We start from the raw sequence: 13,518 nt of genomic DNA, 5'->3' as shown, positions 1-13,518 counted from the left end.
GCGGCGCGTTGCCCGAGCGGAAGGCGGCGATGGCGGCCGTCATGCTCTCGTCATACACGCCCTTGAACGTGGGCACGACCTTGTATTCCTTCTGGCTCTCGTTGAACTGCTTGGCCAGGTCGTTGACCCACTCGTTGTTCACGGCGGTCATCGAGTGCCACCACTGGATCTCGGTCTGCGCCTGGGCGCCCAGGCTGGCAGCGAGCAGGGAGGCGGCCAGCGCCAGAGGTTTGATTTGCATGGGTTGAGTACTCCTCTTTGGGATGGACAAGGGGCAAAAGCGCCATGGTGGCGCCGCCCTGTGACAGGATGATGGCGTTGTCGCACGGCCCGGTGGGGGCGACAACGGGAATAACCCGTCAGCGCAAAGGCGCAAATTGTGACACCTGCATTACGCTTTCCTGACAAATGCGGGACTTTGTCCCTTTGCCGCGCGGGCCTGCCGGGCAATCGCCCGTGCCCAAGCAGGGATTTGTGCGCTGCACAATGATGCATCCCGTCTTCACCATCCACACCCAGACGCCATGCCCAAGACCTCCCTGGACAAAAGCAAGATCAAGTTCGTGCTGCTCGAAGGCATCCATGCCTGCGCCGTGGAGGCGCTGGCCGCCGCCGGCTACACCAACGTGCAGCGCCTGGCCGGCGCGCTGGAAGGGCAGGAGCTGCGCGCGGCGCTCGCCGACGCGCACTTCGTGGGCATCCGCTCGCGCACCCAGCTCACCGCCGAGGTGCTGGCCGCCGCGCCCAAGCTGGTGGCCATCGGCGCGTTCTGCATCGGCACCAACCAGATCGACCTGGCCGCCGCGCGCGCGCGCGGCATCGCCGTCTTCAACGCGCCGTATTCCAACACCCGCTCGGTGGCCGAGCTGGTGCTGGCCGAGGCCATCCTGCTGCTGCGTGGCATCGCCGAGAAAAACGCGGTGGCCCACCGCGGCGGCTGGCTCAAGAGCGCCGACGGCGCGTTCGAGGCGCGCGGCAAGACGCTGGGCATCGTCGGCTATGGCGCCATCGGCTCGCAGCTGTCGGTGCTGGCCGAGAGTCTGGGCATGCGCGTCATCTTCCACGATGTGGTGGCCAAGCTGCCCCTGGGCAATGCGCACCAGTCGCCCTCGCTGGCCGCGCTGCTGGCCGAGGCCGACATCGTCAGCCTGCACGTGCCCGAGCTGCCGTCCACGCAGTGGATGATGGGCGCGGCCCAGATCGCCGCCATGAAGCCGGGCGCCATCCTGATCAACGCCTCGCGCGGCACGGTGGTGGAGATCGAGCCGCTGGCCGAGGCGCTCAAGAGCCGCCACCTGGCCGGCGCCGCCATCGACGTCTTCCCCAAGGAGCCCAAGAGCAACAAGGACGAGTTCGTCTCGCCCCTGCGCGGCCTGGACAACGTCATCCTGACCCCGCACATCGGTGGCTCGACCGTCGAGGCGCAGGCCAACATCGGCCTGGAGGTGGCGCACAAGCTGATCCGCTACAGCGACAACGGCACCAGCACCTCGGCCGTGAACTTCCCCGAGGTGGCCCTGCCCGAGCAGGGCGGCAAGCACCGCCTGCTGCACATCCACCAGAACGTGCCGGGCGTGCTCTCGCAGATCAACCGCATCCTGTCGGACAACGACATCAACATCGCCGCGCAGTACCTGCAGACGCGCGAGGACGTGGGCTACGTGGTCATCGACCTGGACGCGCGCTCGTCCGACCTGGCGCTGGAAAAGCTCGCCCAGGTGCCCGGCACGCTGCGCACGCGCGTGCTGTTCTGAGCCGGGCCGGCCCCTGCGGGGGCGGGTGAAAACCCGGCCCTCGCTTAAAATGCCCAGCCCCCGAGCCACGAGGGCCAGCAGCGCCCGATCCAGGTTGATTCCATGAATGCTCCGATTGCGCTGGCGGCCCTCGAAGGCGCGCAAGCCACCGAACCTGCGCGGCTGCGCGAGATTCCCTACAACTACACCTCGTTCTCCGACCGCGAGATCGTCATCCGCCTGCTGGGCGAGCCCGCCTGGGCCGTGCTCGACCAGCTGCGCCGCGAGCGCCGCACGGGCCGCTCGGCGCGCATGCTCTACGAGGTGCTGGGCGACATCTGGGCCGTGCAGCGCAACCCCTATCTGCAGGACGACCTGCTGCACAACCCCGCGCGCCGCAAGCTGCTGGTGGACGCCATGCAGCACCGCATGGCCGAGATCGACAAGCGCCGCCTGCCGCACGAGGACGCCGAGCGCGACCGCCGCGTGGGCCAGCTGGTGGAGGCGGCGCGCCGCGCCATCGCCCAGTTCGACGCCACCCTGGTCGAGGCGGCCGCCCTGCGCCGCGAGGTGCACAGGCGCCTGGCGCCGCACACCCACAAGGACAACATCAAGTTCGACGGCCTGTCGCGCGTCTCGCACGTGACCGACGCGACCGACTGGCGCGTGGAGTTTCCCTTCGTCGTGCTCACGCCCGACACCGAGAGCCAGATGGCCGCCCTGGTGCGCGAGTGCATCGCGCTGGAGCTGACCATCATCCCGCGCGGCGGCGGCACGGGCTACACCGGCGGGGCCATTCCGCTCACCTGGCGCAGCGCCGTCATCAACACCGAAAAGCTCGAAGCCATGAGCGCGGTGGAGCTGGTGCAGCTGCCCGGCCTGCAGGCGCCCGTGCCCACGGTCTGGAGCGAGGCCGGCGTGGTCACCCAGCGCGTGGCCGACGCGGCCGAGGCCGCCGGCTACGTCTTCGCCGTGGACCCGACCTCGATCGAGGCGAGCTGCATCGGCGGCAACATTGCCATGAACGCCGGCGGCAAGAAGGCCGTGCTGTGGGGCACGGCGCTCGACAACCTGGCGAGCTGGCGCATGGTCACGCCCGATGGGCTGTGGCTGGAGGTCACGCGCATCGGACACAACCTGGGCAAGATCCACGACGCAGAGGTCGCCAGCTTCGAGCTGCAGTACTTCGAGGCCGACGGCACAACCCTGGCGCGCACCGAGCGGCTGGACATCCCGGGCAGGACGTTCCGCAAGGAGGGCCTGGGCAAGGACGTGACCGACAAGTTCCTCTCGGGCCTGCCGGGCGTGCAGAAGGAGGGCACGGACGGCCTGATCACCAGCGCGCGCTGGATCGTGCACCGCATGCCCGAGCACACGCGCACCGTGTGCCTGGAATTTTTCGGCAATGCGCGCGACGCCGTGCCCAGCATCGTCGAGATCAAGGACTTCATGTTCGCCGAGGCCGAGCGCTCGGGCGTGCTGCTGGCGGGCCTGGAGCACCTGGACGACCGCTACCTGAAGGCCGTGGGCTACGCCACCAAATCGAAGAAGGGCGCCGGCCGCCTGCCCAAGATGGTGCTGATCGGCGACCTGGTGGGCGACGACCCGGATGCCGTGGCGCGCGCCGCCGCCGAGGTGGTGCGCATCGCCAACTCGCGCTCGGGCGAGGGCTTTACGGCGGTGAGCCCCGAGGCGCGCAAGAAGTTCTGGCTCGATCGCAAGCGCACGGCGGCCATTTCGCGCCACACCAACGCCTTCAAGATCAACGAGGACGTGGTGATTCCGCTGCCGCGCATGGCCGAGTACACCGACGGCATCGAGCGCATCAACATCGAGCTGAGCCTGCGCAACAAGCTGGCGCTGTGCGACGCGCTGCTGGAATTTTTCGCCCAGGAGCGCCTGCCCCTGGGCAAGCAGGACGATGCCCAGGGCATCCCGGCGTCCGTGCTGCTGGGCGACCGGGTGGCCCAGGCGCGTGCGCTGCTGGCCGAGGTGCGCGCCCTGTGGCAGGACTGGCTGGACAACGTGGGCGTGCTGTTTCCCCAGCTGCAGGACCACACGCTGCGCGCGAGCTGGAAGGCGCAGATCAGGAAACCCCTGGCGGCCCTGTTCGCCGGCGCCGCCTGCCAGCCCATCCTCGACGAGGTGGCCGCCATCCACCAGCGCGTGCTCAAGGGCCGCGTGTGGGTGGCCCTGCACATGCACGCGGGCGACGGCAACGTGCACACCAACATCCCCGTCAACAGCGACGACTACGCCATGCTGCAGACCGCGCACGAGGCGGTGGCGCGCATCATGGTGCTGGCGCGGTCCCTGGGCGGCGTGATTTCGGGCGAGCACGGCATCGGCATCACCAAGCTGGAGTTCCTGACCGACGAAGAGCTGGCGCCCTTTGCCGAGTACAAGCAGCGCGTGGACCCCCACGGCCACTTCAACTGGGGCAAGTTGCTACGTAATCAAGAGCAGCTGGCCCGCAGCCAGCCTGGGCAAAACGGCGAAAAAGCCAAAAATGGCACGCGCGCCTCGCTGCGCTACGCCGACCTGACCAACGCCTACACGCCGAGTTTTGGCCTGATGGGTTATGAGTCGCTCATCATGCGCCAGAGCGACATCGGCGCCATCGTCGCCAGCGTCAAGGACTGCCTGCGCTGCGGCAAGTGCAAGCCCGTGTGCTCCACGCACGTGCCGCGCGCCAATTTGCTCTATTCGCCGCGCAACAAGATCCTGGCGACCTCGCTGCTGGCCGAGGCCTTTCTGTACGAGGAGCAGACGCGCCGCGGCATCTCCAGCCACCATTGGCAGGAGTTCGAGGACGTGGCCGACCACTGCACCGTCTGCCACCGCTGCTACAACCCCTGCCCGGTCAAGATCGACTTCGGCGACGTGACCATGAACATGCGCAACCTGCTGCGCAAGATGGACAAGAAGAGCTTCCGGCCCGGCAACAAGCTGGCCATGGCCATGCTCAACGCCACCGACCCGCGCACCATCGGCGTGCTGCGCGCGGGCATGGTCAACGTCGGCTTCAAGGCCCAGCGCGTGGCGGTGGATGCGCTGCGCGGCGTCGCGCGCCGCCAGACCGCGCGCCCGCCCGCCACCGTGGGCACGGCGCCGATCAAGGAACAGGTGATCCACTTCGTCAACAAGAAGCTGCCCGGCGGGCTGCCGACGAAGACGGCGCGGGCGCTGCTCGACATCCAGGACAAGGACTACGTGCCCATCATCCGCAACCCCGGGACGCGGGCGGACAGCGAGGCGGTGTTTTACTTCCCGGGCTGCGGCTCCGAGCGGCTGTTTTCGCAGGTCGGTCTAGCCACCCAGGCCATGCTGTGGCATGCCGGCGTGCAGACGGTGCTGCCGCCGGGCTACCTGTGCTGCGGCTATCCGCAGCGTGGCAGCGGCCAGTTCGACAAGGCCGAGAAGATGATCACCGACAACCGGGTGCTGTTCCACCGCGTGGCCACCACGCTGAACTACCTGGACATCAAGACGGTGGTGGTCTCGTGCGGCACCTGCTACGACCAGCTGCAGGGCTACCAGTTCGACAAGATCTTCCCCGGCAGCCGGATGATCGACATCCACGAATTCCTGCTGGAAAAGGGCATCGCGCTGCCCGCGGGCCAGGGCGGCTATCTGTATCACGAGCCCTGCCACAACCCCATGAAGCAGGGCGACTCGATGCAGACCGTGCGCGCGCTGGTGGGCGACAAGGTCGTCAAGAGCGATCGCTGCTGCGGCGAGTCGGGCACGTTGGGCGTGACCCGGCCCGACATCGCCACCCAGGTGCGCTTTCGTAAGACCGAGGAGATCAGGAAGGGCGAGGCCCAGCTGCGCGCCAGCGGCGCCGTGGAGGCGACCGGCAACATCAAGATCCTGACCAGCTGCCCGAGCTGCCTGCAGGGGGTCTCGCGCTACCAGCAGGATCTGTCCACCGGCCTGCTGGAAGCCGACTACATCGTGGTCGAGATGGCACGCCAGATCCTGGGCGAGCACTGGTTGCCCGAATACGTGGCCCGGGCCAACGCCGGCGGCATCGAGCGCGTGCTGGTGTGACGCAGCACCCGCCCTGTCCCCTGTGCGCCACCGACGGCGGCGTGCTGGTCTGGCGCGGCGCGCGCCTGCGCGTCATCCACGCCGATGAGCCGGGCTTCCCGGCGTTCTACCGCGTGGTCTGGAACGCGCATGTGGCCGAGTTCTCGGACTTGACCGAAGAAGAGCGCGCGCACTGCCTGCAGGCGCTGGTGCTGGTCGAGCAGGTGCTGCGCGCGCAGTTGCAGCCGGCCAAGATCAATCTGGCCAGCCTGGGCAACGTGGTGCCGCACCTGCACTGGCACGTCGTCGCGCGCCACGACGGGGACAGCCACTGGCCGGCGCCCATCTGGGCTGCGCCGCAGCGCGCGCGCGTGCCCGAGCAGGAGGCCGAAGTGGCCATGCGCCTGCCGGCCCTGCACGAGGCGCTGCGCGAGCGACTGGACGACTGGCAGCAGGCGGCTTGTTAACAATTTTGATAGCTGACAGTCAAAGCGGATCAATGGCTTGCGCCCGATTTGACTGAAAACCGAACGAGGTGAACCATGGCCCAAGCAGGCGACACGCAACCCACCCCCGAAGCCATCACCGTGCATGAGCAGTCGCGCACGCTGGAGGTGGCGTTCTCCGATGGCGCCCGCTTTCGCATTCCGTTCGAGCTGCTGCGCATCCATTCCCCTTCAGCCGAAGTGCAGGGCCACGGCGCGGGCCAGGAGGTGCTGCAGACGGGCAAGCGCCACGTCACGCTGGTGCAGATCGAGCCCGTGGGCCACTACGCGCTGCGCCCGACCTTCTCGGACGGGCACGACAGCGGCCTCTACACCTGGGCCTATCTCTATGAGCTGGGCCGCGACCAGGAGCAGCTGTGGCGCGCCTACGAGGAGCGCCTGGCCGAGGCGGGGGTGGACCGCGACGCGCCCATGGCCGGACGCGCCGCGGGCGGCCACGGCTGCGGCGGCCATTGAAAACGCGCCCGCGCCCGCCATCTTCCCTGTCCCTGCTTTGTCCCATTAACCACACATGCCCCAGGCCGGTGCGGGGTTGTCCCTGTACGCGGCCGCAGGCACTCCCCTAGCATCGCGCCATGACCACCACCCACTTCGGTTTCCAGTCGGTTGACGAACACGACAAGGCGCGCCGCGTGCGCGGCGTGTTCGACTCGGTCGCACCCCGTTACGACCTGATGAACGACCTGATGTCCGCAGGGCTGCACCGCGCCTGGAAGGCCTACACCGTGATGGTGGCCAACCTGCGCGAGGGCGATCGGGTGTTGGACATCGCCGGCGGCACGGGCGACCTGGCGCGGGCGTTTGCCCGGAAGGTGGGCAGCACCGGCTGCGTGGTGCACACCGACATCAACGAGGCCATGTTGCGCACCGGGCGCGACCGCCTGATCAACGCCGGCGTGGTGCTGCCCACGGCGGTGTGCGATGCCGAGCACCTGCCGTTTCCGGACAACCATTTCGACCTGGTCAGCGTGGCCTTCGGCCTGCGCAACATGACGCACAAGGACCAGGCGCTGGCCGAGATGTGCCGGGTGCTCAAGCCCCGCGGGCGGCTGCTGGTGCTGGAGTTTTCCAAGGTCGCCAAGCCCCTGTCCGGGGCCTACGACTGGTATTCCTTCAAGGTGCTGCCGCGCCTGGGCCAGATGGTCGCGGGCGACGCCGCCAGCTACCAGTACCTGGCCGAGTCCATCCGCATGCATCCGGGCCAGGAAGAACTCAAATCCCTCATGAAGCAAAGTGGCTTCGGGCATGTGGACTATCACAACATGACTGGCGGCGTCGTGGCGCTGCATGTTGGAATCAAGTGCTGAACGCGCCTCGGGGCGCAAACAACCATCTCGGGAGATGACATGAACAAGAAGCTCTGGTCCGTGGCGGCAGTGGCGATGCTGGCGCTGCTGGTCCATGTGGATGCCGATGCCAAGCGCATGGGCGGCGGCAAATCCTTCGGGCGCCAGTCGTCCAACGTGACGCAGCGCGAGGCGGCGCCCGCGCGTGCCCCCGGCGCACCGGCGCAGAATGCCGCACCCAGCAACGCCACGCAGTCCGCGCCCGCCGCGGCATCGGGCGCGGGCGCCGCGGCCGCCGCGCCCAAGAAGCCCTGGGGCGCCATGCTGGGCGGTCTGGCGGCAGGCCTGGGCCTGGCCTGGCTGGCCAATTCGCTGGGCATGGGCGCGGGCTTCGCGCAGTTCCTGATGTTTGCGTTGCTGGCACTGGTCGTGATGGCCGTGGTCGGCATGGTCATGCGCTCGCGCCGCACGGCGGCAGCAGGCAATGCCTCGCCATTTGCCTTCCAGGGCGCGGGCGGCGCCGCGCCGGCACCGTCCGCGGTGGCCGCGCCGCGCCAGTACAACCCCGAGAAAGTGGGCAACGACGCCTCGGCCCGGCCCTGGGAGCGCCACGGCACGGCCTTCCAGGCCCAGCCGGCGGCCGCGGGTGGCTCCATGATCGGCTCTGCCCTGAGCGGTTCGCAGAACTGGGGGGTCCCGGAGGGCTTCGACGTCGAGGGCTTTCTCACCGCTGCCAAGCGCAACTTCACCACGCTGCAGGCCGCCTGGGACGGCTCGGACATCGCCACGCTGCGTTCCATGATGACGGACGCCATGCTGGGCGAGATCCGCACCCAGCTGGCCGAGCGCGAGCAGCACCGGGGCGCCGCCGAGCCCAACCACACCGATGTGGTCATGCTGGAGGCGCAGCTGCTGGGCATCGAGGACCTGGGCGACGGCTACATGGCCAGCGTCGAGTTCTCCGGCATGATCCGCGAGGAGCTTTCGGCCGGCCCCAGCCCCTTCCGCGAGGTCTGGAACATGACCAAGCCCAAGGATGGCAAGAGCGGCTGGCTGGTCGCAGGCGTGCAGGCACTGCAGTAATCACGGGGCGGGGGCAGCGCCGGGCAAAAAGCCGACAGCGCTGCCGCCACTTCGGGGAATAATTGGGGACTATGTCAAAGCAGTCCCCCTTTTCTTTTCTGGACGGGTTCATGGAACGCATCGCGTCTGGTCCGCAGCCGCCCGCCTGGCTGGTGCATGAGGTGCAGCACCGCGCCGTGCTGTTCCTCAACCATGTGCTGATGCAGGAGAGGGAGGCCATGGACCGCCTGGCACACCAGGCCGGGCGCACTGCGCAGGTGCGCTGGCGCGGCTTCTTCCTGACGCTGGCCATCACCCCGGCCGGCCTGCTCGATCTGGCCGAGCAGGAGGCCCAGCCCGACCTGCGTCTGGAGGTCTCCGAGACCTCGCCGCTGTCGCTGGCACGCAGCGCCCTGTCGGGCGAGCGCCCGACCATCCGCATCGAGGGCGACGTGCAGTTGGCCGCCGACATCAACTGGGTCGTGGACAACGTGCGCTGGGACGTCGAGGACGATCTGGCGCGCATCGTCGGCGACACGCCGGCGCGGGCCATCGCCTCGGTGGCCGAGCGCGCCGCGGCCACGCTGCGTCGTTTCGTCGGCGGGCGCGCAGCCCCTGAAGGCGCGGACGTGGGTGCCCACGGCGTGGACCGCTCGCCCCCATGAGCCGCCTCGTGCGGGGCTTCACCATCCTGCGGGTGGTGTTGCGCCACGGGCTCGACGAGGTGGTGCTGTCGGGCTTCAACCGGCCCTGGCTGCATTCCTTCACGCGCGTGCTGACTTTCGGGCGGCGGCTGGATGCGCCGCGCGGCGTGCGTCTGCGCCAGGCGCTGGAGAGCCTGGGCCCCATCTTCGTGAAATTCGGCCAGGTGCTGTCTACGCGGCGCGACCTGATGCCGCCGGACATCGCCGATGAGCTGGCGCTGCTGCAGGACCGCGTGCCGCCGTTCGACCCGGCCATCTCGGTGGCCACCATCGAGCGAGCCTTCCGCCGGTCCCTCGACGAGGTGTTCGTCTCGTTCGAGCGCGAGCCGGTGGCCAGCGCCTCGATTGCCCAGGTGCACTTCGCCGTCATCCGCGACCGCTACGGCAACCTGCGCGACGTGGCGGTCAAGGTGCTGCGCCCGGGCATGCTGCCGGTGATCCGCAAGGACATGGCGCTCATGCGCGTGATGGCCGGCTGGGTCGAGCGCCTGTCCGCCGACGGCAAGCGCCTCAAGCCCCGCCAGGTGGTGGCCGAGTTCGATACCTATCTCAACGACGAGCTGGACCTGATCCGCGAGGCCTCCAACGCCGCGCAGCTGCGGCGCAACATGGCAGGGCTGGACTTGGTGCTGATCCCGGAAATCTTCTGGGACTTCTGCCACCCCGACGTGCTGGTCATGGAGCGCATGAACGGCGTGCCCATCAGCCAGGTCGGGCGGTTGCAGGAAGCGGGCGTGGACATCAAAAAGCTGGCCCGCGACGGTGTCACCATCTTTTTCACCCAGGTGTTCCGTGACGGGTTCTTTCACGCCGACATGCACCCGGGCAACATCCAGGTCAGCCTGCAGCCCGAGACCTTCGGGCGCTACATCTCGCTGGACTTCGGCATCGTCGGCACGCTGACCGAGTACGACAAGGAATACCTGGCGCAGAACTTCACGGCCTTCTTCCGCCGGGACTACAAGCGCGTGGCCGAGCTGCACATCGAGAGCGGCTGGGTGCCACCCACCACCCGCGTCAACGAGCTGGAGGCGGCGATCCGCGCCGTGTGCGAGCCTTACTTCGACCGGCCGCTGAAAGAGATCTCGCTGGGCATGGTGCTGTTGCGCCTGTTCCAGACCTCGCGGCGCTTCCAGGTGGAAATCCAGCCGCAGCTGGTCCTCCTGCAAAAGACGCTGCTCAACATCGAGGGCCTGGGCCGCCAGCTCGACCCGGAGCTGGACCTGTGGAGCACGGCCAAGCCCTTCCTCGAAAAATGGATGCTCGAGCAGCTGGGCCCGCAGCGCCTGTGGCGCGAGCTGCGCCTGGAGGCGCCGCGCTACGCCAAGATCCTGCCCGAGCTGCCGCGTCTGCTGCACCAGTACCTGGGCAAGCGCCCCGATAAGGCGCGCGAGCAGCAGCTGCTGGCCCTCCTGGCCGAGCAGCGGCGCACCAACCGGCTGCTGCAGGGCCTGGTCTATGGCGGGCTGGGCTTCGTGCTGGGCCTGCTGGCCATGCAGTTCGTCGTGCGTGTGCAGCTCTTCTGAGCCCCGCCGCCGCTTCACTTTTCCTCTCCGCTCTTCCACCCAGCCCTTCTTTTTTCCTCAGGAGTTGCGCCGTGTTGCTCTTCATGGTGATTGCTTACCTGTTTGTCACCATCGGTATCGGCCTGTGGGCCGCCCGGCGCGTGCAGAACACGGCCGACTTCGCCATCGCCGGCAGGCACCTGCCCATGTACATGATCATCACCACCACGTTCGCCACGTGGTTCGGCTCGGAGATCGTGCTGGGCGTGCCGGCCAAGTTCATCAAGGGCGGCCTGAATGCCGTGGTGGAAGACCCGTTCGGCGCCGGCATGTGCCTGATCCTGGTGGGAGCCTTCTTCGCTGCCAGGCTCTACCGCATGTCGCTGCTGACGATTTCCGACTACTACCGCGAGCGCTTTGGGCGCACCATCGAGATCGCCTGCTCGCTCATCATCATGCTCAGCTACCTGGGCTGGGTGTCGGCGCAGGTCACGGCGCTCGGCCTGGTGTTCAACCTGCTGTCGGGCGGGCTGATCTCGATCCCCTGGGGCATGGCCATCGGCGTGGCCTCCATCCTGGTGTACACGCTGTGGGGCGGCATGTGGTCGGTCGCGGTGACCGACTTCATCCAGATGATCGTGCTGGTGGTGGGCCTCCTGGTGCTTTCGTTCTTCGCTGCCGACATGGCGGGCGGTGCCGGCAAGGTGATCGACCTGGCGACCAGCCGCGACATGTTCCGCTTCTGGCCCGAGCCGACCTGGCACGAGGTCATCTTCTTTTTCGGCGCGGCCATCACCATGATGCTGGGCTCGATCCCCCAGCAGGACGTGTTCCAGCGTGTCATGTCGGCCAAGACGGAGAAGGCCGCCACGCACGGCACCATCATCGGCGGCAGTGCCTACATCCTGTTCGCCTTCGTGCCCATGTTCCTGGTGGCCAGCGCGCTGATCATCATGCCCGAGCAGACCGCCACGCTGCTGGACGACGACCCGCAGAAGGTGCTGCCCACGCTCGTGATGGAGCGCATGCCGGTCATCATGCAGGTGCTATTCTTCGGCGCCCTGCTGTCGGCCATCAAGTCCTGCGCCTCGGCCACGCTGCTGGCGCCGGCCGTCACCTTCACCGAGAACATCTGGCGCCAGTTCCGTCCCACCTACATCAGCGACGACGAGAACCTGCGCATCATGCGCATCAGCGTCTTCGTGTTCGCCATCTGCGTGCTGATCTACTCCATCAAGATGGAAGGCACGCCCATCTTCGAGCTGGTGTCGGGCGCCTACCAGGTGCCGCTGGTGGGCGCCTTCGTGCCGCTGGTCTTCGGCCTGTACTGGAAGCGCGCCAACACCCAGGGCGCACTGAGCGCCGTGGTGCTGGGCATCGGCACCTGGGTGCTGTTCATGTCGGTGCCGGCGCTGGGCGAGGCCTTTCCGCAGCAGCTCGCCGGCGTGCTGGCGGCCGCCTTCGGCATGGTCGCGGGGTCGCTCGCGCCGCAGCGGGTGCGCAATACCCGCGTGCCGGCCCAGCCGGTGGCGGGGCTGGACCTGTGAGTCACGCCCTCGGCCGGCGCTATTTATAATCGCCGGTTTTGCACGACAACCGCGCGCCTTTTGCAATGCCTATTTACGCTTACCAGTGCGGCTCCTGCGGCCATGCCAGGGACGTGCTGCAGAAAATCTCCGACCCGCAGCTCACCCGCTGCCCTGCCTGCGGCGCCGAGGCCTTCACCAAGCAGCTGACCGCCGCGGGCTTCCAGCTCAAGGGCACGGGCTGGTACGCCACCGACTTCAGCGGCCGCAAGCCTGCGGCACCCGCCGCAGAGGTGGCCGCGCCCAGTGCTACGAAAAAAGAAGCATCAGCTCCAGCATCCACGCCGGCTGCAGCCTCTTCTGATAGCTGAATCGATGCAAAAGGGCGCTCCTATGGCCGCGCTGCGCAAGTGGCTGTTCACCGGGCTCCTGGTCGTGGTGCCCGGCGTGATCACGGCCTGGGTGCTGGCCTGGATCGTCGGCACGCTGGACCAGACCCTGGCCATCCTGCCCAGCGCCTGGCAGCCCGACCGGCTGCTGGGCTTTCACCTGCCGGGCTTCGGCGTGCTGCTCACGCTGACCATCCTGCTGGTCGTGGGCGCCTTTGCCAGCAATTTCGCCGGGCGCAAGCTGGTGCAGTGGGGCGACGCGCTGGTCAGCCGCATCCCGGTGGTGCGCTCCATCTACTCCAGCGTCAAGCAGGTGTCTGACACGCTGTTTTCCGAGAGCGGCAACGCCTTTCGCACCGCCGTGCTGGTGCAGTGGCCGCGCGAGGGCGTGTGGACGGTGGGCTTCATCACCGGCCAGCCCAGCGGCGAGGTGGCGGCCTACCTGCGCGACGAATACGTGAGCGTCTATGTGCCCACCACGCCCAACCCTACCGGGGGCTACTTCGTGCTCATGCGCAGGAGCGACTGCGTGGAGCTGGACATGAGCATCGACGCCGCCCTCAAATACATTGTCTCGATGGGCGTCGTGGCGCCCCCCGACCCTCTCGCCGCGGCCGAGACTGCGCGCTAGCGCCCCTCTTGGTCACGGCCTGTCACCGATCCCCACCGTCGCGTCCTGCGCAAGCAGGCGCAGGAAGCCCAAAACCCATGTCCATGCGTTCCCACTACTGCGGTCTCGTGACCGAAGCCCTGATGGGCCAAACCGTCACCCTGT

Annotated in this window: 11 protein-coding genes and 1 pseudogene; 11 read left to right on the top strand and 1 reads right to left on the bottom strand. The window is 68.0% G+C overall.

Annotation, left to right across the window (positions count from 1 at the left end):
- Positions 1-241 (bottom strand): annotated as a pseudogene (locus RT051_RS13015) (sn-glycerol-3-phosphate ABC transporter substrate-binding protein); the annotation flags it as partial.
- A gap of 283 nt (positions 242-524) precedes the next feature.
- Between RT051_RS13015 and serA the strand changes: the two are divergent.
- From serA to RT051_RS12960, 11 genes are all read left to right on the top strand, one after another.
- Positions 525-1,754 carry a phosphoglycerate dehydrogenase gene (gene serA / locus RT051_RS13010; RefSeq protein ID WP_313077325.1) on the top strand — a complete coding sequence of 410 codons (1,230 nt, stop codon included), beginning with the start codon at positions 525-527 and terminating at the stop codon, positions 1,752-1,754.
- A 102-nt stretch (positions 1,755-1,856) separates the two neighbouring features.
- Complete coding sequence (locus RT051_RS13005; RefSeq protein ID WP_313077324.1) at positions 1,857-5,786, top strand: FAD/FMN-binding oxidoreductase; 3,930 nt, start codon at positions 1,857-1,859, stop codon at positions 5,784-5,786.
- Entirely contained in the window at positions 5,783-6,232 is a 450-nt protein-coding gene (locus tag RT051_RS13000) for an HIT family protein (RefSeq protein WP_313077323.1), read from the top strand. The genes RT051_RS13005 and RT051_RS13000 overlap by 4 nt, the downstream gene beginning before the upstream one ends.
- Before the next feature lie 75 nt (positions 6,233-6,307).
- The gene (locus RT051_RS12995; RefSeq protein ID WP_313077322.1) at positions 6,308-6,727 is read left to right on the top strand and encodes a DUF971 domain-containing protein; all 420 of its coding nucleotides are present in this window, start codon (positions 6,308-6,310) and stop codon (positions 6,725-6,727) included.
- 119 nt (positions 6,728-6,846) lie between these two features.
- On the top strand, positions 6,847-7,578 hold the full coding sequence (gene ubiE / locus RT051_RS12990; RefSeq protein ID WP_313077321.1) for a bifunctional demethylmenaquinone methyltransferase/2-methoxy-6-polyprenyl-1,4-benzoquinol methylase UbiE: 732 nt from the start codon (positions 6,847-6,849) through the stop codon (positions 7,576-7,578).
- Between the two features lie 39 nt (positions 7,579-7,617).
- On the top strand, positions 7,618-8,640 hold the full coding sequence (locus RT051_RS12985; protein WP_313077320.1) for a Tim44-like domain-containing protein: 1,023 nt from the start codon (positions 7,618-7,620) through the stop codon (positions 8,638-8,640).
- Positions 8,641-8,711: 71 nt separating this feature from the next.
- Entirely contained in the window at positions 8,712-9,284 is a 573-nt protein-coding gene (locus tag RT051_RS12980) for a hypothetical protein (protein ID WP_313077319.1), read from the top strand.
- Positions 9,281-10,849, top strand: coding sequence for a ubiquinone biosynthesis regulatory protein kinase UbiB (gene ubiB, locus RT051_RS12975; RefSeq protein ID WP_313077318.1), 1,569 nt, complete (start codon positions 9,281-9,283; stop codon positions 10,847-10,849). Before RT051_RS12980 ends, ubiB begins: the two co-directional genes overlap by 4 nt.
- A gap of 71 nt (positions 10,850-10,920) precedes the next feature.
- Positions 10,921-12,375 carry a sodium:solute symporter family protein gene (locus RT051_RS12970; protein WP_313077317.1) on the top strand — a complete coding sequence of 485 codons (1,455 nt, stop codon included), beginning with the start codon at positions 10,921-10,923 and terminating at the stop codon, positions 12,373-12,375.
- Positions 12,376-12,440: 65 nt separating this feature from the next.
- Positions 12,441-12,725, top strand: a complete 285-nt coding sequence (locus RT051_RS12965) for a zinc ribbon domain-containing protein (protein ID WP_313077316.1) — start codon at positions 12,441-12,443, stop codon at positions 12,723-12,725.
- A gap of 22 nt (positions 12,726-12,747) precedes the next feature.
- A complete protein-coding gene (locus tag RT051_RS12960; RefSeq protein WP_313077315.1) occupies positions 12,748-13,374 on the top strand; it encodes a DUF502 domain-containing protein in 627 nt (208 codons plus the stop codon).
- The last annotated feature ends 144 nt before the right edge of the window (positions 13,375-13,518 follow it).

The organism is Melaminivora sp. (assembly GCF_032059615.1).
Taxonomy (GTDB): domain Bacteria; phylum Pseudomonadota; class Gammaproteobacteria; order Burkholderiales; family Burkholderiaceae_C; genus Melaminivora.
Note: the sequence above shows the minus strand (reverse complement) of the source record. Positions and strands in the feature narration are given on the sequence as shown.

Coding starts and splice junctions, on each gene's coding strand:
- RT051_RS12980 (WP_313077319.1), top strand. CDS start 8,712: ATGTCAAAGCAGTCCCCCTTTTCTTTTCTGGACGGGTTCATGGAACGC.
- RT051_RS12960 (WP_313077315.1), top strand. CDS start 12,748: ATGGCCGCGCTGCGCAAGTGGCTGTTCACCGGGCTCCTGGTCGTGGTG.
- RT051_RS12985 (WP_313077320.1), top strand. CDS start 7,618: ATGAACAAGAAGCTCTGGTCCGTGGCGGCAGTGGCGATGCTGGCGCTG.
- RT051_RS12995 (WP_313077322.1), top strand. CDS start 6,308: ATGGCCCAAGCAGGCGACACGCAACCCACCCCCGAAGCCATCACCGTG.
- ubiB (WP_313077318.1), top strand. CDS start 9,281: ATGAGCCGCCTCGTGCGGGGCTTCACCATCCTGCGGGTGGTGTTGCGC.
- RT051_RS12965 (WP_313077316.1), top strand. CDS start 12,441: ATGCCTATTTACGCTTACCAGTGCGGCTCCTGCGGCCATGCCAGGGAC.
- ubiE (WP_313077321.1), top strand. CDS start 6,847: ATGACCACCACCCACTTCGGTTTCCAGTCGGTTGACGAACACGACAAG.
- RT051_RS13005 (WP_313077324.1), top strand. CDS start 1,857: ATGAATGCTCCGATTGCGCTGGCGGCCCTCGAAGGCGCGCAAGCCACC.
- serA (WP_313077325.1), top strand. CDS start 525: ATGCCCAAGACCTCCCTGGACAAAAGCAAGATCAAGTTCGTGCTGCTC.